This is a genomic window from Streptomyces sp. NPDC046915 (assembly GCF_040644935.1).
Classification (GTDB): domain Bacteria; phylum Actinomycetota; class Actinomycetes; order Streptomycetales; family Streptomycetaceae; genus Streptomyces.
Window position 1 is genome coordinate 787,889 of the sequence record NZ_JBEYXB010000001.1, and the last position, 21,391, is coordinate 809,279.

17 protein-coding genes are annotated in these 21,391 nt (G+C 72.9%); 11 read left to right on the top strand and 6 right to left on the bottom strand.

All coding sequences use genetic code 11. From position 1 onward, the window contains the following. A partial coding sequence (locus ABZ915_RS03510) for a C40 family peptidase (protein WP_361795033.1) occupies positions 1-665 on the top strand: 665 nt, incomplete at its 5' end. Here ABZ915_RS03510 and ABZ915_RS03515 read toward each other — a convergent pair. Continuing rightward, entirely contained in the window at positions 641-1,726 is a 1,086-nt protein-coding gene (locus ABZ915_RS03515; protein ID WP_361795036.1) for an NAD-dependent epimerase/dehydratase family protein, read from the bottom strand. The genes ABZ915_RS03510 and ABZ915_RS03515 overlap by 25 nt on opposite strands. A gap of 160 nt (positions 1,727-1,886) precedes the next feature. Here ABZ915_RS03515 and ABZ915_RS03520 point away from each other — a divergent pair, with 160 nt between their 5' ends. Both ABZ915_RS03520 and ABZ915_RS03525 read left to right on the top strand, forming a co-directional pair. Continuing rightward, positions 1,887-3,251, top strand: coding sequence for an FAD-dependent oxidoreductase (locus ABZ915_RS03520; RefSeq protein ID WP_361795039.1), 1,365 nt, complete (start codon positions 1,887-1,889; stop codon positions 3,249-3,251). A 63-nt stretch (positions 3,252-3,314) separates the two neighbouring features. Further along, positions 3,315-4,280, top strand: coding sequence for a DUF1152 domain-containing protein (locus ABZ915_RS03525; protein ID WP_361795042.1), 966 nt, complete (start codon positions 3,315-3,317; stop codon positions 4,278-4,280). A 5-nt stretch (positions 4,281-4,285) separates the two neighbouring features. On the opposite strand, the gene ABZ915_RS03530 is transcribed toward ABZ915_RS03525, so the two are convergent. Continuing rightward, positions 4,286-5,038 (bottom strand): DUF4097 family beta strand repeat-containing protein, encoded by a 753-nt coding sequence (locus ABZ915_RS03530; protein WP_361795045.1) that lies wholly within the window; start codon positions 5,036-5,038, stop codon positions 4,286-4,288. A gap of 317 nt (positions 5,039-5,355) precedes the next feature. Here ABZ915_RS03530 and ABZ915_RS03535 point away from each other — a divergent pair, with 317 nt between their 5' ends. The 5 genes from ABZ915_RS03535 (at position 5,356) to ABZ915_RS03555 (ending at position 13,192) form a co-directional block, all read left to right on the top strand. Beyond that, a complete protein-coding gene (locus tag ABZ915_RS03535; RefSeq protein WP_361795048.1) occupies positions 5,356-6,534 on the top strand; it encodes a hypothetical protein in 1,179 nt (392 codons plus the stop codon). 110 nt (positions 6,535-6,644) lie between these two features. Beyond that, entirely contained in the window at positions 6,645-6,932 is a 288-nt protein-coding gene (locus ABZ915_RS03540) for a YkvA family protein (RefSeq protein ID WP_361795804.1), read from the top strand. Positions 6,933-6,976: 44 nt separating this feature from the next. After that, positions 6,977-7,663 carry a 2-phosphosulfolactate phosphatase gene (locus ABZ915_RS03545; protein ID WP_361795051.1) on the top strand — a complete coding sequence of 229 codons (687 nt, stop codon included), beginning with the start codon at positions 6,977-6,979 and terminating at the stop codon, positions 7,661-7,663. 129 nt (positions 7,664-7,792) lie between these two features. Beyond that, complete coding sequence (locus ABZ915_RS03550) at positions 7,793-10,315, top strand: SpoIIE family protein phosphatase (RefSeq protein ID WP_361795054.1); 2,523 nt, start codon at positions 7,793-7,795, stop codon at positions 10,313-10,315. 270 nt (positions 10,316-10,585) lie between these two features. Further along, a complete protein-coding gene (locus tag ABZ915_RS03555; RefSeq protein WP_361795807.1) occupies positions 10,586-13,192 on the top strand; it encodes a SpoIIE family protein phosphatase in 2,607 nt (868 codons plus the stop codon). Between the two features lie 51 nt (positions 13,193-13,243). Here the strand turns inward: ABZ915_RS03555 and ABZ915_RS03560 are convergent, their stop codons facing one another. The 3 genes from ABZ915_RS03560 to ABZ915_RS03570 all read right to left on the bottom strand — a co-directional run bounded on the left by ABZ915_RS03560 (position 13,244) and on the right by ABZ915_RS03570 (position 17,090). Further along, a complete protein-coding gene (locus ABZ915_RS03560; protein WP_361795057.1) occupies positions 13,244-13,480 on the bottom strand; it encodes a hypothetical protein in 237 nt (78 codons plus the stop codon). 96 nt (positions 13,481-13,576) lie between these two features. Beyond that, the gene (locus ABZ915_RS03565; protein WP_361795060.1) at positions 13,577-15,088 is read right to left on the bottom strand and encodes an FG-GAP repeat protein; all 1,512 of its coding nucleotides are present in this window, start codon (positions 15,086-15,088) and stop codon (positions 13,577-13,579) included. Positions 15,089-15,254: 166 nt separating this feature from the next. Continuing rightward, complete coding sequence (locus tag ABZ915_RS03570; RefSeq protein WP_361795062.1) at positions 15,255-17,090, bottom strand: glycoside hydrolase family 15 protein; 1,836 nt, start codon at positions 17,088-17,090, stop codon at positions 15,255-15,257. 187 nt (positions 17,091-17,277) lie between these two features. On the opposite strand from ABZ915_RS03570, the gene ABZ915_RS03575 reads away from it, so the two are divergent. Further along, the gene (locus ABZ915_RS03575; RefSeq protein ID WP_361795065.1) at positions 17,278-17,484 is read left to right on the top strand and encodes a hypothetical protein; all 207 of its coding nucleotides are present in this window, start codon (positions 17,278-17,280) and stop codon (positions 17,482-17,484) included. Positions 17,485-17,632: 148 nt separating this feature from the next. Continuing rightward, positions 17,633-19,042, top strand: a complete 1,410-nt coding sequence (gene sthA / locus ABZ915_RS03580) for a Si-specific NAD(P)(+) transhydrogenase (protein WP_361795068.1) — start codon at positions 17,633-17,635, stop codon at positions 19,040-19,042. Positions 19,043-19,048: 6 nt separating this feature from the next. Here sthA and ABZ915_RS03585 read toward each other — a convergent pair whose 3' ends face one another. After that, complete coding sequence (locus tag ABZ915_RS03585) at positions 19,049-19,537, bottom strand: DUF5709 domain-containing protein (RefSeq protein WP_361795071.1); 489 nt, start codon at positions 19,535-19,537, stop codon at positions 19,049-19,051. Positions 19,538-19,914: 377 nt separating this feature from the next. Here ABZ915_RS03585 and ABZ915_RS03590 point away from each other — a divergent pair, with 377 nt between their 5' ends. Continuing rightward, entirely contained in the window at positions 19,915-21,387 is a 1,473-nt protein-coding gene (locus ABZ915_RS03590) for an APC family permease (protein WP_361795074.1), read from the top strand. Positions 21,388-21,391 lie beyond the last annotated feature (4 nt).

Below are 21,391 nucleotides of genomic sequence, written 5' to 3' on the forward strand. Positions count from 1 at the left end.
CGAACACCGGAATGGCCACCGTCGCGGCCCCCCTCACCAACACGGCAATCGCCACGGCCCCCTCCCCCGCCCCCGCTCCCGTCGCGAACACAGGGACCTTCAGCGTCCCCAACCCCCTCATGGACAGCGGAGCGTTCACCGCGATGCCTCCCTGGGCCGCCACCGGGGTCTTCCCCACCGCCAACCCTGTCGTCGCGCCCAGCCCCGTACTCCCGTCACCGGTCCCCGTCGCGGCGGCCCCGGCCCCGGTCGCGGCCCCAGCCCCCGCACCGGCACCGGCACCCGTCCCCGTCCCCGTCCCCTACGAGGGAAGGGCCGCGCAGGCACTGGCGTTCGCTCGGGCGCAGATCGGGCGGCCCTGTGTGTGGGGTGCGACCGGGCCGGACTCCTACGACTGCTCGAGTCTCACCCAGGTCGCCTGGCGAGCCGCAGGCGTGACGCTGCCGCGGGCCGCGCGGGAGCAGGCGGACGCCGGGACACCCGTGGCGCTGAGCGAGGCCCAGCCCGGTGACCTCGTGATCTTCTTCCAGGACGCCGGCCATGTCGGCCTGTACTCCGGCAACGGCATGATGATCCACGCCCCGGGCCAGGGCGCGTACATCCGCGAGGAGTCGGTCTACGGTGCCGGGGAGGCGGCGATTCACCGGGTGATACGGCCCGCGTGAGACCGGCCGCGCCAGCTCTCGTAGTGGTCGAGCAGGGTCTCTTCGACCGGCCGGTAGGAGAGACCCAGCTCGCGCACACTCCGGCTGTTGTCCACGCGGAAGCGGATGCCGAGGTGCTTGCCGATGTAGTCCTGGGTGAGCCCGAACGCGGGGCCCAGGACGCGTACCGGCCAGTGCGGGAGCGCGGTGCGCGGGAGGCGCGGGTCGCGGGGGTGGCGGGTGCGGATGACGCGGGACATCTCCAGGAAGGACGTCATCGTCTCGGCCGCGACGATGTAGCGGCCCTTTGCCGCCGGGTTCTCCGCGGCGGCGATGTGCGCGTCGGCGACGTCCCGTACGTCCGCCGTGGTGAAGCTGAAGTCCGGCGCGCCGTAGCAGAAGTACCCCTTGAACAGTTCGTCGAGCAGGAAGAGGCTGCCGGACTCGGACGCGGGGGTGAGTGAGGGGCCGAGGACCAGTCCGGGGTTGACGGACACCATCCGCCAGCGGTCCTGGGCCAGTTCGGCCTCCCTGGCGATGCGCTCCGCGACGGTCTTGGCGTAGTGGTAGGGATTGTTCTCCACCGTGCTGGTGGTGTTGACGTACTTCTCCGACAGCACCTGGCCGTCCATCTCGAGGACGTCGGCGTAGTCGCCGAAGACCGCGCCCACCGTGGAGGTGAGGACCAGGGTGTGCACGGACGGCGTCCGCTCCACCGCCGCCAGCAGGTTGCGGGTGCCCAGCACGGCCGGTTCGACCACGTCGCGGCGGCCGTCCGCGATCTTCTCCGGCATGAGGAACGGCGACGCCACGTGGAAGACCACCGTGCAGCCGCGCACCGCTTCGTCGAAGGAACCCTCCTGGAGCAAGTCGGCCTCGAACAGGGTCAGTTGCCCGGGGAAGGCCTCCTGCATCTCCCAGAGGGGCCGCACCTTCACGCGGTGCGCGATCCGGCGCACGGTCGTGTGCACGCGGTAGCCCCGCTCCAGCAGTCGCCGCACCAGATGGCTGCCGACGAACCCGCTGCCGCCGGTCACCACGACGGTCCGGTCCCCGTCCCCGCGCTCCCCCACCCTGCTCACCCGTCAAGGGTCGGGCATGCTCATGACCGGTGTCCACACCCCGGTAAGGGCATAAGACCGGTTTATGAGCTCATAGAAGGGACCCGCGTACTAACTTAGGCCTGCCTTAGCTTAGGCTTCCCGATCGAGTCGCCTGTCATCGCTCGAAGGGAACCTGATCATGCCGCGCCCGCTGCGGGTAGCCATAGTCGGAGCCGGCCCGGCCGGGATCTACGCCGCCGACGCCCTGCTCAAGTCCGAGGTGGCGGCCGAGCCCGGCGTGTCCATCGACCTCTTCGAGCGGATGCCCGCCCCCTTCGGGCTGATCCGCTACGGCGTCGCGCCCGACCACCCGCGCATCAAGGGCATCATCACGGCCCTGCACCAGGTGCTCGACAAGCCGCAGATCCGCCTGTTCGGCAACGTGGACTACCCGGCCGACATCAGCCTCGACGACCTGCGCGCCTTCTACGACGCCGTGATCTTCTCCACCGGCGCCACGGCCGACCGGGACCTGTCGGTCCCGGGCATCGACCTCGACGGCTCCTACGGCGCCGCCGACTTCGTGTCCTGGTACGACGGCCACCCGGACGTGCCGCGCACCTGGCCTCTCGAGGCCGAGAAGGTCGCCGTCCTCGGTGTCGGCAACGTCGCGCTCGACGTGGCCCGGATCCTGGCCAAGACGGCGGACGAGCTGCTGCCGACCGAGATCCCGCCGAACGTGTACGAGGGCCTGAAGGCCAACAAGGCCCTGGAGGTCCACGTCTTCGGCCGCCGCGGCCCGGCCCAGGCGAAGTTCAGCCCGATGGAGCTGCGCGAGCTGGACCACTCCCCCAACATCGAGGTCATCGTCGACCCCGAGGACATCGACTACGACGAGGGCTCGATCGAGACCCGCCGCGGCAACAAGCAGGCCGACATGGTCGCCAAGACGCTGGAGAACTGGGCGATCCGCGACGTGGGCGACCGGCCGCACAAGCTGTTCCTGCACTTCTTCGAGTCGCCGACCGAGATCCTCGGCGAGGACGGAAAGGTCGTCGGCCTGCGCACCGAGCGCACCGAGCTGGACGGCACCGGCAACGTCAAGGGCGCCGGCACCTTCAAGGACTGGGACGTCACCGCGGTCTACCGCGCCGTCGGCTACCTGTCCGAGAAGCTGCCCAAGCTGCCCTGGGACCTCGAGTCGGGCACGGTCCCGGACGCGGGCGGCCGGGTCGTCGAGGAGAGCGGCGCGCACCTCCGGTCCACATACGTCACCGGCTGGATCCGGCGCGGTCCGGTGGGCCTGATCGGCCACACCAAGGGCGACGCCAACGAGACGGTGTCCAACCTCCTGGACGACTACACGAACGGCCGGCTGCACACGCCCGACTCCCCGGCGCCGGAGGCCGTGGACGCCTTCCTCGCCGAGCGGAACGTCCGCTTCACCACCTGGGAGGGCTGGTACCGCCTGGACGCCGCCGAGAAGGCGCTGGGCGAGCCGCAGGGCCGGGAGCGCGTGAAGATCGTCGAACGCGAGGACATGCTGCGGGAGAGCGGGGCGTAAGGCCCCCGGAGGGCACCGCGAAAACCCGGCCTGCCAGGCCACACGGTCTGTTAGCGTCCTGCGGTGCTCTCCCTCCGTGAACCCGCTCTCTTCACCCGCCTGCGTGACGCGCGGCGGGTGCTCGTCGCCGGCGCGGGCGGTGGCTTCGACGTCTACGCCGGTCTCCCCCTGGCCCTCGCGCTCCGGGAGGCCGGCGCGGAAGTGCATCTGGCGAGCCTGTCCTTCGCCGACCTGTACGGCCTGGACCTGGACGTGTGGGTCGAGCAGGACGTCGCCGCCGTACGGCCGGACACCACGCTGCGCGGGGACTACTTCCCGGAGCGCACGCTCGCCGAGTGGCTGGCGGAGCAGGGGCTGCCGTCGACCGTGTACGCCTTCCCGCGCACCGGCGTCGAGCCGCTGCGGGCCGCCTACCGCAGCCTGCTCGCCCACCTGGGCGGGGTGGACGCCGTGGTGCTGGTGGACGGCGGCACCGACATCCTGATGCGCGGCGACGAGCACGGGCTGGGCACTCCGGAGGAGGACATGGCCAGCCTGGCCGCGGTGGCCGGGCTGGACGAGGTCCCGCACCGGCTGGTGGCCTGCCTCGGCTTCGGGGTGGACGCCTATCACGGCGTCAACCACTCCCTGGTCCTGGAGAACCTGGCGGCGCTGGAACGCGACGGCGCGTATCTGGGGGCGTTCTCGCTGCCTCGGGAGAGCCGTGAGGGTGCCCTCTACCTCGACGCGGTGGAGCACGCGCAGCGGCGCACCGCGAGCCACCCCAGCATCGTCAACGGCTCCGTCGCCGCGGCCGTGCGCGGCGGCTTCGGGGACGTGCGGTTCACCGAACGGACCCGGAACAGTGAGCTGTTCGTCAACCCGCTGATGTCGGTGTACTTCTGCGTGGACGCGCCCGGACTCGCCCGTCGCAACCTCTACCTCGACCGGCTGGAGGGCACGGCGCTGATGCGCCAGATCAGCTCGGCCATCGAGCGGTTCCGCGACGAACTGCCCCGGCAGCGTCCACCGAGGACCTTCCCCCACTGAACCGTTCAGCCGGTGGCCGCGGTGACGTCCCCGTTGACGGTGGTGAGGGTCATGCGCCGGTCGCCGGACGCGGACGCGGTGGGGATCGTGACGGAGGGGCGGCCGTTGGCCGTCGTGGCCGTGACCCGGTAGGCCGGCGCGTCGTGCGGCACCGAGACCCGGACCGAGCCGTTGGTGGTGACGGCGGTGACCGTGTCCGGCGCGGTGGCGCAGTCCAGGTCCAGGTCGCCGTTGACGGTCCCGGCCCGCAGCCGCTTCGCCCCGAGTGCGGTCGCGCGTACCGAGCCGTTGCGGGTGGCGAGCCGTACGGCGGCCCCGTCCCGGCCCGAGCGGGTCAGCGTCACATCGCCGTTGACGGTCGTCAGGTCCAGCGCGCCGGACACCCCCGCCGCGTCGATGCCGGCGTTGCGGGCGGAGACGGTGACGGCCGTGCCCGCCGGAACGTCCACCTCGGGCAGAGGGGGGCACCGGCCCGCCCGGTCGCCGTGCTCCGGGCAGGACAGGTCCAGCACCCAGGTGTCGCCGCGGTGGGACCAGCGGTGGTCCACCCGCCGGTCGACGCCGGCCGCGTCGCCGTCGGCGGGGCGCAGCCGGAGCCCGTTGTCGGTGGTGATCACCAGGCGGGCGGTCGCGGGGCCGCCCGGCAGTGCCGCGAGCGGACGCGCGTCCTTGTGGCCCCCGCCGCCGCAGCCCGTCGCGGTGAGCAGGACCGCGAGGAGAACGGCCGGGCGCCGCAGGGCGGTTGTCGTGGTGTCCATGCCGGACGGTTTCCCCGGCGGCGCGGGTCCATGGCGGTGGGGCCGGTGCGGCGTCGCTCGGCCGGAGCGGGTATCGCCAGCACGACGGGCGGACGGGGTCCGCCCCAAAGCGGATGGTGGGCGGACCCCGCCCGTTTCCCATTGTCGTGGCCTGGACAGATGACGGGCATGTGTGAATGACCACCCCTCGCAGTGCGCCGCGCACACCCCGTGCGCGCAACGCGAGCCCCCGCGAAACGCGGGGCCCCGCCCGACGTGTCGCGATCATCGACCGCGATACTGGAGGACACCCGTCGTCCCTTTCCGCAGATTGGCTCATGTCGAACTCCGCCACCGACCGCGCCACGACCCCCCGTACCGTGTGGCTCGCCCGCGGCCGCCACACCGGCTCCATCTCCGAGGACGTCCTCCGCCGCACCCTGCGCCGGCTGAAGGTGGACGAGGTTCTCGACGACTTCGCCGAACCGCCGGATCCCGAGGACACGCCCGGACGGGTGTTCGAGGCACGTTGGCGGGTCGACGGCGACGTGACGGTCAGGGCCCGCCTGACCCTGCTTCCGCCGCAGAGCCGGGAGGAGGGCCGGGAGTGGATCCTCGTCGCGGAGGCGGAGCGCCCGTGGGACGACGCGTGGCCGTCGCCCGCCACGATGTTCTGGCCGGACGACCCCGACGGCACGGCCACCGCCTGGGACCACCACCACGCCGTGCCGGAGCTGCGCTTCCGTCAGGTCAACCCGCTCCCCGCCGACGACAAGGAGATGCGGCGCGTCCTGCGCGACGCGGCGCGCGAGTCCTGGTGCGTCAACCTCGTCGTGCACGAGGCGATGACCCCGGACGAGCACGGCAGGCTGCCGCTCACACGGCTGCTGCCGCCCGGGCTGCGGCACCGGGTCGTGGAGCACCGGGCCGCCCCGCACCAGCTGCGCGCCGTCAACTACGCCCTGAAGTACTTCGGCGTCGAGGTGCCGCGCGGCGGCGCGGTGCTGCTCCCGCCGCAGCCGGCCCCGCCCGGATACGACGGCCGGGACCACTCGGTGCGCAGCGTCTTCCTGGACGGCTCGGAACCGGCCGAACTCATCGGCGTACTGCGCCGCTTCACCACCCTCCCCCGGCCGCTCCCCGAGGGCGCCGAGGAGGCGCTGACCGGCCTGCGGGAGAAGTGGACGCTGCGGACCCTCGAGGAGGAGCTGGCCCGGCAGCGGGAACTCGTCGCCAGGTACGCCGAGGCGCTCGACGCCATGACGAGGTCCCGCGACCTCTACCGGGAGGCCGCCGAGCGCGCGGGCGAGGCGCTGGCCGCCTTCCGCGACGCCCCCGCCCCGCCGCCCGAGCAGCCCGCCGCTCCACCGGCCTCGCCGTTGCAGCAGCTGACCCGGACCTTCGAGCGCCTCAAGTTCGGCGCCAAGGCGCTCCGTCCGGCGCCCGCCCTGCCCGCGGCGCGGGACGCCGACGACACCGGGGACGGTGACGCGGAGGAGACCGACCGGATCTCGTGACCCGCCCGGGAGGAGACCCGGGCGGGCGGGAGATAGGGCGAGCGGGACGGGGAAGGCGAAAGAGAGCGGCCTGCCGAGGTCCGAGGTCGCGAGGAGGAGGCCCCGTGGACGTGGACGTGCCCACCACCTGGCTCGTGGTCGCCGCCGTCGTCGCGGCGGCCCTGCTCGCCGCGGCCCTCGCCGTCCTCGTACGACTGGTGCGCACCAGGCGGACCCTGCGCCGGGCCGGACTTCCCACCGGTTCGCGCTGGGTCTTCTGGGGCGCCGTCCTCTATCTGGTGCTGCCGACCGATCTGCTGCCCGACCCCGTGTACCTCGACGACATCGGCGTCCTGCTCCTCGCCCTGCGCAGCATGCGTGCCGCCCGGCCGCTGCCGCCGGACGAGGCCGAATTCTGACCCGGCGGCTCCCGCCGCGCCGCGCGCCGCCGCATCATGATGCGATGCAGTCGACGTTCACCTCGATCACCGGTGTGTCCAGGACACCCGAGGCCGCCGTCGTCGTCGACGTGATGCGCGCGTTCACCGTGGCCGCCGGGGCCCTCCGGCAGGGAGCGGAGAAGATCGTCTTCACGGACACCACCGACGAGGCACTGGAGCTGAAAGCCCGTCACCCCGGCTGGCTGGCCTTCCAGGACGGCGCCCCGACACCCGGCTTCGACCTGGCCAACTCCCCCGCCCGGCTCCGTTCGCTCGACGTGGCGGGCCGCACCGTGGTGCAGAAGACCACCGCGGGAACCGTGGGCGCCCTGGCGGTCGCCGACGCCCGGCTCCTGCTGTGCGCGAGCTTCGCGGTGGCCGGTGCCACGGCGGAGCTCCTCAGCCGCGAGCGGCCGGCGGCGGTCACCTTCGTCGTCACCGGCGACGACGGCCGGGCGGAGGAGGACCTGGCCTGCGCCCAGTACATCGCGGCCCGCACCACCTCCGGCACCACCGACCCGGCGCCCTACCTCACCCGCGCCCGGCACTCCGACGGTGCCGCCCGGCTCGCCGACGGGGTACGGCGCGGCTGGACGGGCGTCCACCCCGAGGACATGGAGCTCTGCCTGGAGGTCGACACCTGCGCGTTCGCCATGGTGGCCGGACGGGAGGAGGGACGGCTGACCCTCAGGGCGGTACCGGCCCACTGACCGCCGACCGCGTCGCCGCCGCACGGCAATGCTCGGACTCATACCGTCCGCCCAGGTGCGTTTCCCGGCCGTCGTGACGCATTCTTGCTGTGACACCCACCCGGCGGCGCACGGACGGGGCAGAGGCCGATGACTGGGAGCGGGGAGCGGGCACACCGGGCCCGCGGACGGCTGGCCCGGCTGCTCGTCGACGCCTCCACCCGGGCACTCGGCACGGCCGGCGGGCATGTGAGCGGCGTCTACCTGCGCTCCGGCACGCCCAAGCTGCTACGTCTCGCGGTGCTGGTGGGGCTGCCCGGTCCGCTGTTCCGGCCCTGGTGGCAGCTGCATGTGAAGCAGCCCTTCCCGGTCGCCGACGCCTACCGGCTCGGCGTCCAGGTGGTGCTGCCGAACGCCATGGAGACGGTCCGCCGCTACCCCCAGCTCGCGGCCGGTCTGCCGTTCCAGTTCGGGTCGCTCTACATGCCCGTGCCCGGGGAGAAGTCGACCTTCGGTGTACTGGCCGTGATGCGGCCGGCCGCCACGGACGCGGCGGAGGAGCTGCCCGACCCCGAGCGGCTGGCCACCCTGGCAGAGAAGCTGGGCACCGAGCTGAGCGCGCTGGCCGACGGTGACGAGGACGCGGTCGTCTGGGACGGCGAACCGCTGTGCGTACGCCCGCCGGCGGCCCGCCCGGTGCCCTGGCCCGTCGGACGGTTCACCTGGGACCCGGCGACCTCCGCGGTCACCGCGGACAGCCGGCTGCACGACCTGCTGGGCGCGCTTCCCGAGGAGTTCGCCGCGACGGGGGAAATCCTCGCGGAGGCGCTGGCCCCGTCCGAAGCCCACCAGATCATGGCGGCGCTCGACGCCACGGCCGCCGGAACACCTCCGCCGCTGCCGCTGCACGTCCGGGCGGGCGACGGGACCGCGCGGCTGCTGGAACTCTGGCCCCCGGCCGACCAGGCCGGCACGCCCCTGGTGCGGGGCCTCGTCATCGATCCCGGCCCCGCCGCGTCCGCCGGCGCGGCGGCCGACCCGCTGCCGCAGGGCGTGTTCTGCCTGGACCGGCTGGGTGTGGTGGTGTACGCCAATCCGGCCGCGGCACGCCTGCTGGGCCAGGAGCGCGGGCGGCTGGTCGGGCGTGCTTTCGGGGAGGCCGTGCCGTGGCTGAGCCGGCCGCCGTACGAGGACCATATCCGCGGTGCCCTGCTCTCCCCCGAGCCGGTGCACTTCCACGTCCGGCGGCCTCCGGACGAGGACGACCGCGAGGGCGACGGCGAGGGTGACTGGCTGGCGCTGTCCCTGCACGCCGGTCCGGACACGCTCACCTGCACCGTCGTCCCGGCGGACCGGATCGACGCATCGCTGGACACCCACGTGGAGCTGCCGCCGGTCGAGCCCGCGCCGGGTGACCGGCCGGCCGGTCCCTCGATGGCCCCCTTGTACCGGCCCATCGCCCTGGCCATCGCGCTGACCGACGCGGTCACCGCCCGCCAGGTGTCGGAGGTCGTCACGCGGGAGCTGCTGCCCGCGTTCGGCGGGCGGCGACTGGCGATCTACCTGCTCCAGGAGCGGCACCTGTACCTGGCGTGGGAGACCGGCTTCCCGCAGGGCTTCCTCGCCCCGTTCGAGGGCGTCGGCCTCGACGCCCGCCTGCCCGGCGTCGAGACGCTCACCACGGGCCGGCCCATCTTCTTCGAGTCCATGGAGTTGCTGAACGCGGCCTACCCGGGCATCCCCCTGGACGCCACGGAGGGCGCCCGCGCCTTCCTGCCGCTGGTCGCCTCGGGGCGCCCGGTCGGCTCCTGCATCCTGGGCTTCGAGCGCCCCCGCGGGTTCAGCACGGAGGAACGTACGGTCCTCACCGCGCTCGCCGGGCTGATCGCGCACGCCATGGAGAAGGCGCAGCGCTACGACACCGAGGCGGCCCTCGCCCGGGGGCTCCAGCAGGCGCTGCTGCCCCGGCGGCTGTCGGCGCATCCGCTGGTGGAGACCGCCGGACGCTATCTGCCCGGCACGCAGGGCATGGACGTCGGCGGGGACTGGTACGACGTGGTCGAGGCCGGGGACGGTCTGGCGCTGGTCATCGGGGACGTCCAGGGGCACGGCGTGCAGGCGGCGGCCACGATGGGGCAGCTGCGCAGCGCGGTCCGGGCCTTCGCGCTCGGGGACCGTCCGCCCGACGAGGTCATGAGCGGTACGAACCGGCTGCTCATCGATCTCGACCCCGGACAGTTCGCCAGCTGCTGCTACCTGCGCCTCGACCCCGCCACCGGGGTGGCCCGGGTCGCCCGCGCCGGGCATCCGCCGCCGCTGCTGCGCTCCCCGGACGGGCGCACCCAGGTCCTGGTCCTTCCCGGCGGTGTCGTGCTGGGCGTGGACCCGCACGCGGTGTACCCGGTGGCGGAACTGACCCTGGAGCCCGACGCGATCCTCGCCCTGTACACGGACGGGCTCGTCGAGCGGCCCGGCACGGACATCGACGTCGGTATCGGCGCGCTGCGCGTGGCCCTGGCCCGGGCCGGGGCCGCCGCCGGGCGCCGGGGCGGCCGTTCCCTGTCCGGCGTCGCCGACCGCCTCACCGCCACGGCCCGCCACGCCACCGACCGCCCCGACGACGTCGCCCTGCTCCTGGCCACCCGCCGCACGGCCCCCGGGCGCCCGCGATGAGCCGCGCACATCCCGCCGCCCATGCCCCCGGCACATGCCATGCCGGTCTCGTCTGCGCCGGGCCCACCCGCACCGCCGATCACAGGCAGTTATCTCATGGGATGCCTCTCGCCTCCGGGGGCCGGGCAGTGTAGACATGGGCTCATGGTCCGACTGTTGGGCCGGATCGCGCTACGGCCGGTCCGCCGGTCCGGTGAACCGCAGGCGCCGCTCCCACCGCGGCAGGACGGCACCGGGCCGCGCCGCGAAGGGGCCGGCGGGCTGCGGGCGATGGGCGGACGCAGCGTTGCCGGACAGGTGTTCGTACTGCAAGTGGTGATCGTGCTGCTGCTGGTCGTGTCGGCCGTGGTGGCGCAGGTCCTCCAGGTCCGGCACGACAGCGACCTGGAGGCGCAGAACCGCTCCCTCGCCGTCGCCCAGTCGTTCGCCAACGCCCCGGGCACGGTCGCGGCACTGCGCAGCAAGAACCCGACGGCCCTGCTCCAGCCGAGGGCCGAGGCCACCCGCAAGGCCACCGGTGTGGACTTCATCGTCGTGATGAACACCGACGGGATCCGCTACACCCACCCCAAGCCGGACCGCATCGGCAAGAAGTTCGTCGGCACGATCGCGCCGGCGCAGGCCGGGCACATCGTGACCGAACACGTCCACGGCACCATCGGGCCGCTGGTGCAGGTCGTGGTCCCGGTCAAGGCACCGGACGGCACCGTCGTGGGCCTGGTGTCCTCGGGCATCACCACCGCGCACGTCGGCGGTGCCGCCGACCAGCAGCTGCCGCTGCTGCTGGCCTCCGCCGCGGCGGCGCTGGCCCTGGCCACCGCGGGCACGGCCCTGGTGAGCCGGCGCCTGCTGCGGCAGACGCACGGCCTCGGCCCGTCCGAGATGACCCGCATGTACGAGCACCACGACGCGGTGCTGCACGCCGTCCGGGAGGGTGTGCTCATCGTCAGCGGTGAGGGCCGGCTGCTGCTCGCCAACGACGAGGCGCACCGCCTGCTCGACCTGCCCGAGGACGCCGAGGCCCGCCATGTGCTGGAGCTCGGCCTCGACGCCGACACCGCCGGGCTGCTCGCCTCGGGCCGGGTCGCCACCGACGAGGTGCGCCTGGTCAAGGACCGGTTGCTGGCGATCAACCAGCGGCCGACGGACCTCAGGGGCGGCCCGCCCGGAAGCGTGACCACGCTGCGCGACTCCACGGAGCTGCGCGCCCTGTCGGGCCGGGCGGAGGTGGCCCGCGAACGCCTCGACATGCTGTACGACGCGGGGGTCGGCATCGGCACCAGCCTCGACGTGAGCCGCACCGCCGAGGAACTGGCGGGGCTGGCCGTGCCCCGGTTCGCGGACTTCGCCACCGTGGACCTCTTCGACGCCGTGATCGAGGGGGCGGAGCCGCGGCCGGGCACCGCCCTGCACCGCACCGCGTGCAGCGGGGTGCGCGAGGACGCCCCGCTGTATCCGGTGGGCCGGCGCATCCGGTTCGTGGCGACCTCACCGCAGGCCCGCAGCCTGGCCACCGGCCAGTCGGTGGTGGAGCCCCGGCTGCGCGAGGCCTCGGGCTGGCGGGCGCAGGACCTGGAGCGCACCGAGCAGGTCGTGGAGTACGGCATCCACTCGCTGATCAGCGTGCCGCTGCGCGCGGGCAGCCTGGTGCTGGGCGTGGCGACCTTCTGGCGTTCGCAGAAGCCCGAGCCGTTCGACGCCGAGGAGCTGGCCCTCGCCGAGGAGCTGGTCGCCCGCGCGGCGGTGTCCATCGACAACGCGCGCCGCTACACCCGCGAGCACAGCATGGCGGTCACCCTTCAGCGCAGCCTGCTGCCCCGCTCCCTGCCCGACCAGAGTGCCCTGGAGATCGCCTACCGCTATCTGCCCGCGCAGGCCGGGGTCGGCGGGGACTGGTTCGACGTGCTGCCGCTGTCCGGGGCGCGGGTGGCGCTGGTGGTGGGGGACGTGGTGGGGCACGGGCTGCACGCCGCGGCCACCATGGGGCGGCTGCGCACGGCGGTGCACAACTTCTCCGCGCTGGACCTGCCGCCCGACGAGCTCCTCGCCCTGCTGGACGAGCTGGTCGCCCGCATCGACCAGGACGAGCCCCCCGCGGACGGCGGCGCGGTGGTCACCGGGGCGACCTGCCTGTACGCGGTGTACGACCCGGTCGCCCGCCGCTGCACCGTCGCCCGGGCCGGCCACCCCCCGCCCGCCGTGGTCCGGCCCGACGGAAGCGTCGACTTCCCGGACGTGCCCGCGGGTCCCCCGCTGGGGCTGGGCGGGCTGCCCTTCGAGGCCGCCGAGCTGGAGCTGCCCGAGGGCAGTCGGCTGGTGCTGTACACGGACGGGCTGGTCGAGGACCGGGACCGGGACATCGACGAGGGCCTGGAGCTGCTGCGGACCGCGCTGAAGCGGGCCGGGGACTCGCCCGAGGACACCTGCCGGGCGGTGCTGGACCTGCTGCCGGCCCGGCCGAGCGACGACGTCGCCCTGATCGTGGCCCGTACCCGCACGCTGGGCGCCGACCGGGTCGCCGAGTGGCAGGTGCCGTCCGAACCGGCGGCCGTCTCCCAGGTTCGGGCCGCGGTGACCCGGCGGTTGGAGGAGTGGGGCCTGGACGATCTGGCGTTCACCACGGAGCTGATCCTGAGCGAGCTGGTCACCAACGCCATCCGCTACGGCCGCGGCCCCATCGGCGTACGGCTCCTGCACGACCGGACCCTGATCTGCGAGGTGTCCGACAGCAGCACGACCTCACCACACCTGCGGTACGCGGCCACCACCGACGAGGGCGGACGCGGGCTGTTCCTCGTCGCCCAGCTCGCCGAGCGCTGGGGCACCCGCTACACCCCCAGCGGCAAGATCATCTGGGCGGGGCAGCCACTGCCCTGAGACGGCCGGGCGGACGAACGACCCGGCCGTCGGGGGGGGCGGAATGTTGCGTCAGCCGCCGTTCAGCCGCGAGCGCAGCAGCTGCTTGCCCAGCTCGGCGCCCTTGCGGCTGTCCGACTGCGCCTTGCGGAACAGGTCGGCGATCTCCTGATCCTTGTCGCGTTCCGCGTCCTGGATGTACTGCTCCAGTCGGAGGGCGTTGCTCAGGCACGCCTCGACGTACCAGATCAGGTTGTAGTCCTTGTCCCGGGTACCGGTGACGTGACCGGTCTCGGTGCTGCTGGCCATGGGGTTCTCCTCCATCTCCTGGCCCGGCGTCGCTGTGCTTCTCCGGAAACCACCGAGTACCCGGGCGACCGGCGGGCACACCGCCCCGATCTGGGACTATTCGTCGATCACCGCTCCGAAACGGGCACCGTGGCCGTTCCCGCCCAGGGCGCCGGCGCCGTAGACCCACGAACCGTCGGCGAGCAGGCCGCGGCCGCTCGCGGGCAGCAGCCACACCGCGCCGTCGCCGGCGTTCTCGCCGGACGCCGACGCGAGCAGTTCGGCGCGGCCGTCGCGATCGGTGTCCACCAGCCGCACCTGGGAGCCCCAGCCGTCGTCCGCCTCGGCGGTGCCGGGAATCTGGCGGGTGTTCTGGTCGAAGGACTGGGCGCCGGACCCGGTCAGGCCCTTGGCGGTGCCGCGCAGCAGCCACACCGCGCCCGCGTCGGCGACCGTGCCCACGTCCTCGCCGGGCGCGCCCACGGCCACGTCGGCGTAGCCGTCGCCGTTCACGTCGGCCACGGACAGGTCGGCGCCCCAGTCGTCGCCCTGCTCCGCGGTGCCGGGCACGCCCGGGGAGTTCTGCGACCACCACTGCGCGGAGCTGCCGGGGCCCTGGGTGCCGGCCGGCCCGTCCGCGCCGCCGTAGTAGACACCGACCAGCCCGCCGGGCGCGTCCGCGTCCCCGGTGGACTCGTCGGCGGCGCTGAGCTGGCCGACGACGAGGTCGTCGTAGCCGTCGCGGTTGATGTCGCCGGAGGCCGTGCCCAGGCCGCCGTGCAGGTCCCGCCGGTAGCTCAGGCCCCCGGCGCCGCCCGCGTAGTACGCCGACCAGCCCTGGGTGTAGTCGTCGTCCGGGCTGTAGCCGGAGACGACGAGGTCGGCGAAGCCGTCGCGGTCGTAGTCGCCGGTGGTCACGGAGAGGGGCTGGAGCCTGTGGCCGGTGGAGTGCGGGGCCCCGACCCGCCGCAGGACGCCCGCGTGGTACGTGAAGGCGGTCAGGCCCACCTTCTGGTCGACGACGAGCTGGTCGGCGTCGGTGTCCCCGGTGAACCTCGCGGCGGCCACCGCGAGGCCGAACCGGGCCCCGGCGGCGGGCCGGGCGGCGGTGACGGAGGCGGTCCGTTCGGCGCCCAGGCCGGCCTTGGAGCCGTACAGGACGGTCACCCGGCCCGCGTCCGCGACGCTGCCCTCGTCCTCGCCGGGGGCGCCGATGACCGCGTCGTCGTAGCCGTCGCCGTCCAGGTCGCCGGTGGCGACGGCCTGCCCGAAGTCGTCCCAGGCCTCCGAGGTGCCGGGCACGCCCCTGCTGGACTGGCTGATGACCGCGGTACGGCCCTTGGGCACGGTGTTGTGGGTGCCGATGCCGCTGGGGGCGCCGTACTGGACGGTGACGTATCCGGCGCCCTTCTTGCCGTCGACGGTGCCCTCCGGGACGCCGATGAGGACGTCGGCGTAGCCGTCGCCGTTGAAGTCGCTGTTGCGGTCGGCGGCGCTGGTGCCGCCGGGGACGCCGGCGAACGCGGACGGCGCGGCCAGGATGCCGGCGCCGGCGAGCAGCAGGAAGGAGGCGGCCGTGGCGACGGCCGAGGCCGTGGTACGGCGGGTCGTGCGTGCGATGCGGGTCATGTCCCGTTCCCCCAGGGTCTCTTGACGGTCCGTCGGGTACTGTTTGGTGACCGACGCCCTGTTCGACACGAGAGGTCCGGGCGGAGTTGTGGTGCGGGGCGCGGCTGTGACAGACCGGTTACAGTCGGTGCGGGGCCGGGGTGTGCGGACGTGCGGGCGGGCGGGGTCAGCCGAGGGCGCGGTCCAGGTTGAAGGCGGCGCTGATCAGGGACAGGTGGGTGAACGCCTGCGGGAAGTTGCCCTGTTGCTCACCGGTGCGGCCGATCTCCTCTGCGTACAGGCCGAGATGGTTGGCGTAGGTGAGCATCTTCTCGAACGCCAGCCGTGCCTCCTCCAGCCGTCCGGCGCGCACCAGCGCCTCGACGTACCAGAACGAGCAGATCGAGAAGGTGCCCTCGTCGCCGCGCACCCCGTCCGGGCTGGCCTGCGGGTCGTAGCGGTAGACGAGGGAGTCGGAGACCAGCTCCTCGGTCAGCGCGTCCAGGGTGGACAGCCACTTGGGGTCGGTGGGGGCGATGAACTTGGCCAGCGGCATCATCAGCACGGAGGCGTCCAGGACGTCGCTGTCCTCGTGCTGGACGAAGGCGCGGCGCCGCGGCGACCAGCCGCGGTCCATGATCCGCCGGTAGATGGCGTCCCGGCTCTGCCGCCAGCGGAGGATGTCGGCGGGCAGGCCCCGCCGGTTGGCGAGGCGGATGGCACGCTCGATGGCCACCCAGCACATCAGACGGGAGTAGAGGAATTTCTTGCGGCCGCCGCGGATCTCCCACACACCCTCGTCGGGCTGGTCCCAGTGGTCGCAGACCCAGTCGACCAGGTGGCACACGTCGTCCCACTGGCCGCTGGGGATGGGCTCGGCCCACTTGTCGTAGAGGTAGATCGAGTCGATCAGGGCGCCGTAGATGTCGAGCTGGAGCTGGTCGGCGGCGGCGTTGCCGACCCGGACCGGGGCCGAGCCCTGGTGGCCGGACAGGTGCCCCAGTTCGCGTTCGGGCAGGTCGGTGCGGCCGTCGATGCCGTACATGATCTGCAGCGGGCCCGATCCGCGGCCGTCTCCGGGGCTGATGTGGGTGGTCACGAACCGCATGAACGCCTCGGCCTCGCCGGAGAAGCCCAGCCGCAGCAGGGCGTACACGCAGAAGGCGGCGTCGCGGACCCACACGTAGCGGTAGTCCCAGTTGCGTTCGCCGCCGAGCTGCTCGGGGAGGCTGGTGGTGGGCGCGGCGACGATGGCGCCGGTCGGGGCGTAGGTGAGCAGCTTCAGGGTGAGGGCGGAACGGTGGACCATCTCGCGCCAGCGGCCCCGGTAGCGGGACCGGGACAGCCAGCGCCGCCAGTAGGCGACCGTGGCGGCGAACTGGTGCTCGGCCTCCATGTGGGGGCAGCCGCGCGGTGGTACGTCCTCGCCGACCTGGTCGAGGGCGAACACGGCGGTCTCGCCCTCGGTGAGCTTGAAGTCGGCGAGCGCGTCCACGCCGTCGCCCTCCAGCGGCATGGTGGCGGTCAGCGCGAGGGCCGTGTCCCGGGACTCGAAGAGGGCGGTCTCGCCGAGCATGGTCAGGGCGTGCGGGGCGGCGCCGTAGTCGAAGCGCGGTGCGATGCGGGCCCGGAAGGGAACGGTGCCGCGGACGCACAGGACGCGGCGGATCACGCGGTGCCGGTCGCTCTCGGCGGCCTCGCCGCTCACGGGCATGAAGTCCTGGATCTCCCCGACACCGTCCTCCGTGTAGAACCGGGTGATCAGTACGTTGGTGTCGGGGAAGTAGAACTGCTTGGTACGGGCCGGTACGGCCGCGGCGAGCTCGAAGGCCCCGCCGCGCTCGGGGTCCAGGATGGCCGCGAAGACGCTGGGCCGGTCGAAGGCCCGGCAGCAGTACCAGTCGATCGTGCCGTCGCTGCCCACCAGGGCCACGCTGCGCAGATCGCCGATCAGCCCGTGCTCGGCGATCGGCAGGGGGCGGGGGCGCCCCTGTGTGTCCTGCGGGAACTGTGTCTCGGCCATGACGGCCTCCCGGTCCGGGCGTGCGCGCTGCTTCCAGCGTAGGTCCGGGGGTTTCTTTCCGCCGTCTTCAGGTACCTCGTCATCGAGCCTGCGGCCGCTCCGGATGCAGGGCGCGCTCAGGCGGTGAATGGTGAGAGTGGGTCCCGGTCTCGCGGTACGTGCCATCCGGGCCCGAGGAGGAGGCATCATGTCGACGTCAGAACCCGAAGCGTCCCGGTTGTCGGACGACCTGCGCACCCCGGACTCCCTGCTGCACAGCTCCCCCGGCGGGGACATCACGGCGGAGGACATGGTGATGGCGGCGGGCCGGGACGTCACCCCGGCGAACCTGGAGTGGGCGAGGCGCAAGCTGGAGACCGAGGGGCCGTCCGCCATCGAGAAGCTGCTCCCCTAGGGCTCCACGGCATCATGGCCACTGGCTCCGGAACGCTGTGCCGGGGCCGGTGGTTGTGGTGTGCTCGCGCGCGGCGGGCGGCATACGGCGCGGGATGGTTTTCCGATCAGTCTTCCGCTGTGAGGGCGCGGGCTGGCAGACTCCGGGGGTGCCCGACTTCGACTTCGACATGCTTGTCATCGGATCCGGACCCGGCGGCCAGAAGGCCGCCATCGCCGCGGCCAAACTCGGCCGGCGGGTCGCGGTCGTCGACCGCCCCGACATGGTCGGCGGGGTCTCCCTACACACCGGAACCATCCCCTCCAAGACTCTCCGCGAGGCGGTGCTGTACCTCACCGGACTCACCCAGCGCGATCTGTACGGGCAGAGCTACCGCCTGAAGGAGGACATCACCGTCGCGGACCTGATCGCGCGCACCCAGCACGTGGTCGGCCGGGAGACCGACGTCATCCGCAGCCAGCTCTCCCGCAACCACGTCTCCCTGCACGCCGGCACGGCCCGCTTCGTCGACCCGCACACCGTCGCCCTGCGGGAGGTGACCGGTCACGAGCGGCTGCTGAGCGCGGAGCACATCGTGATCGCCACCGGCACCCGGCCCGCCCGCCCGGACAGCGTCGAGTTCGACGGGCGCACGATCCTGGACTCGGACAACGTGCTCACGCTGGAGCGGGTGCCGCGCTCCATGGTCATCGTGGGTGCCGGTGTGATCGGCATGGAGTACGCCTCGATGTTCGCGGCGCTGGGCAGCCGGGTCACGGTGGTGGAGAAGCGCCCCGGGATGCTGGACCTGTGCGACGTGGAGGTCGTCGAGTCGCTCAAGTACCACCTGCGGGACCTGGCCGTCACCTTCCGGTTCGGGGAGACCGTCGCCGCCGTGGAACGCCATCAGAACGGGGCCCTGACCGTCCTGGAGAGCGGCAAGAAGATCCCCGCCGACGCGGTGATGTACTCCGCGGGCCGCCAGGGCGTCACCGACGAGCTCGACCTGCCCAAGGCCGGTCTGTCGGCGGATCCCCGCGGCCGGATCAGGGTGGACGAGTGCTACCGCACCGAGGTGCCGCACGTCTACGCCGTCGGCGACGTCATAGGCTTTCCGGCACTGGCCGCGACCTCGATGGAGCAGGGCCGGGCGGCGGCGTACCACGCGTTCGGCGAGCCGGTGGGCCGTATGCACAACCTCCAGCCGATCGGCATCTACACCATCCCGGAGATCAGCTTCGTAGGCCGGACGGAGGACCAACTCACCGCGGACAGCGTGCCGTTCGAGGTGGGCATCGCCCGCTACCGGGAACTGGCCCGCGGCCAGATCATCGGCGACTCGCACGGCATGCTCAAGCTGCTGGTCTCCCCCGAGGACCGCACGCTGCTGGGTGTGCACTGCTTCGGCACGGGCGCCACCGAGCTGATCCACATCGGCCAGTCCGTGATGGGCTGCGGCGGCACGGTCGACTATCTCGTCGACGCCGTGTTCAACTACCCGACGCTCGCGGAGTCCTACAAGGTGGCCGCGCTGGACGCCACGAACAAGCTGCGCCAGATAGACCACTTGGGAGACTGACCGGCGCTACTCGGGCAGTGCCGTGTCGTCCTCGACGACGTGCACCGCCGCCTCCTCCGCACCGGCCGCGCCTCCGTCGACGCCCACGTCGTCCGCGACGGTCTCCTTGGTGGTGTCCGGGTGGGCACCCTCGTCGGGGGCCACGAGCCGGCCGGCGCGGTGGCCGCCCGCCTCGGCGTCGACGGGCTCGCCCTCGCCGCCCGGCAGGTCGCCCACGGCGTCCCCGGGCGGCGGGGACACGTCGGGCCGCTCCTGGTCCAGCCGCTGGTCGAGGCTCTCGCCCTCGTGCTGCTCGGCCGCGGTGGTCCCGTACCGGGTGACGCCCAGCGGCTTCTCCGGGGGCGAGTAACCCTCGTCGAGGCTGTCGTCGTAGGTCCGTTCGTCCACCGCGTCCTGAAGGTCCAGGGGCGCGGCGTCCTGCTGTTCCTCGTTGGTCCCGGTGGGCTGGTACGCGTCGTCGCCCATCGGGGTGTGCTCCGGCTGCTGACCGGTCATGACCGCCTCCCTCTCGGCGCCCGGCGCCTGTCGCTGTCACGGTTCCCGGTCCGCGTTTCCCGCTGCCGGAACCCTAATCCCCTCACAGCAAAGGCCCTGACCAGCGAGGGAAGTTGGCGCTGGGGTCGGCCGGGCGCAGATTACCGGCTGGTCAATCTTGAAACGTAAACGAGTGCCGCTATCATCACACCCACCCCACACGCGGTGTGATCGGCTGCCGACGCAGGGCTGATCACCACGTGCGTCCCCCTCCCCATTTCCTGCCCGCCCCCCGACCCGAGGCCATCCCTCTCCGGGTCCCGGGCGGAGCCACCCCCCACCCGTACGACGCCGGGCCAGGACGCCCATGCGCGTGCACTGGCGCAAGCGGCTCGACAATGAGCAACATCAGGGGCAGAGGTCTTCAGGCCAACGCCCTCGGCACGTTCGACACGGTGGTCATGGCGGTCGCGGGCAGCGCCCCGGCCTACTCGCTCGCGGCGACCACCGCGGTCCTGGTCGGTGCCGTGGGACTGGCCAGTCCTGCCGCGTTGCTGTACCGCGCGATACCCATGCTGGGCATCGCGCTGGCGTTCAGCTACCTCGGCCGGATCGACGTCAACGCGGGGGCGAGCTACTCCTGGGTGGGACGCACCCTCCACCCCTTCCTCGGCTTCATCAGCGGCTGGGCGCTGGTGGTGTCCGCGACCATCTTCATGGTGGCCGGTTCGCTGCCCGCCGGGTCGATGACCCTGGCCCTGTTCGACGGCGAACTGGCCGACGACACCGCGCTGTCGACGGTGGTCGGCACCATTTGGTTCCTGATCATGCTCGGGGTGGTGCTGGGCGGCGCCCGGCTCACCGTGCGCGCGCAGTTGCTGATGTCGGGCGTAGAGCTGGCGATCCTGCTGCTGTTCGCGGTGCTGGCCCTGTTCCACACCGGCAACGCCCGCGCCTTCGACTGGTCCTGGCTCGGCTTCAGCCACTTCGACGGGATGGCCGGCTTCGCCTCGGGCGCGCTCATCGCCGCGTTCTACTACTGGGGCTGGGACGTCACCAGCAACCTCAGCGAGGAGACCCGCAACAGCCGCCGTACGACGGGTCTCGCGGGCCTGATCGGCGTGGGCATCGTCTTCCTGCTCTTCGAGGTGTTCACCATCGCCGTGAACATCATCCTGTCCTCCAAGCAGATCGAGGACAACGACGCCAACGTGCTGGCGGTGCTCGGCGAGGAGGTCTGGCCCGGCTGGGGCGGCAAGCTGCTGATCATCGCCGTGATGCTGTCGACCATCGCCACCCTGGAGACGACGCTCATCCAGGTCACCCGCTCGCTGTTCGCGATGGGCCGCGACCGTACGATGCCGTCCGCGTTCGGGCGGGTGCACCGCACCTGGAACACCCCCTGGGTGGCGATCGCCGTGGTGGGCGGGGTGGCGCTGGTGATGTTCATCGCCTCCAACGCCCTGGGCTCGGTGGGCGACATCCTCGCCGACGCCATCTCGGCGATCGGCCTTCAGATCGCCATCTACTACGGTCTCGCGGGCCTCGCGGTCGTGGTGGCCTACCGCAAGATGCTGCTGAGGTCCGCGGCCGACTTCGTACTCGGCGGGCTGTGGCCGCTGTTCGGCGCCCTGTTCATGTTCTGGATCTTCATCGAGTCCCTGGGCGAGCTGAGCGGCGCGGCCATCGGCATCGGCCTCGGCGGGCTGGCCGTGGGCCTGGTGCCGATGCTCTGGTACTGGAAGCAGGGCAGCGACTACTACCGGCCCGCCAAGCTCGACGCCACCCGCACCGTCGAGGCGGAGTACGTCCCCGACGACCGCGCCGCGGAGGCGTCACGGGCCCACGAGGGCCTCCCCACCGACTTCTGACGGG

Coding starts and splice junctions, on each gene's coding strand:
- ABZ915_RS03550 (WP_361795054.1), top strand. CDS start 7,793: ATGACTGGGAGCGGGGAGCGGGCACACCGGGCCCGCGGACGGCTGGCC.
- ABZ915_RS03545 (WP_361795051.1), top strand. CDS start 6,977: ATGCAGTCGACGTTCACCTCGATCACCGGTGTGTCCAGGACACCCGAG.
- ABZ915_RS03575 (WP_361795065.1), top strand. CDS start 17,278: ATGTCGACGTCAGAACCCGAAGCGTCCCGGTTGTCGGACGACCTGCGC.
- ABZ915_RS03570 (WP_361795062.1), bottom strand. CDS start 17,090: ATGGCCGAGACACAGTTCCCGCAGGACACACAGGGGCGCCCCCGCCCC.
- ABZ915_RS03590 (WP_361795074.1), top strand. CDS start 19,915: ATGAGCAACATCAGGGGCAGAGGTCTTCAGGCCAACGCCCTCGGCACG.
- ABZ915_RS03565 (WP_361795060.1), bottom strand. CDS start 15,088: ATGACCCGCATCGCACGCACGACCCGCCGTACCACGGCCTCGGCCGTC.
- ABZ915_RS03560 (WP_361795057.1), bottom strand. CDS start 13,480: ATGGCCAGCAGCACCGAGACCGGTCACGTCACCGGTACCCGGGACAAG.
- ABZ915_RS03520 (WP_361795039.1), top strand. CDS start 1,887: ATGCCGCGCCCGCTGCGGGTAGCCATAGTCGGAGCCGGCCCGGCCGGG.
- ABZ915_RS03585 (WP_361795071.1), bottom strand. CDS start 19,537: ATGACCGGTCAGCAGCCGGAGCACACCCCGATGGGCGACGACGCGTAC.
- ABZ915_RS03535 (WP_361795048.1), top strand. CDS start 5,356: ATGTCGAACTCCGCCACCGACCGCGCCACGACCCCCCGTACCGTGTGG.
- ABZ915_RS03530 (WP_361795045.1), bottom strand. CDS start 5,038: ATGGACACCACGACAACCGCCCTGCGGCGCCCGGCCGTTCTCCTCGCG.
- ABZ915_RS03555 (WP_361795807.1), top strand. CDS start 10,586: ATGGGCGGACGCAGCGTTGCCGGACAGGTGTTCGTACTGCAAGTGGTG.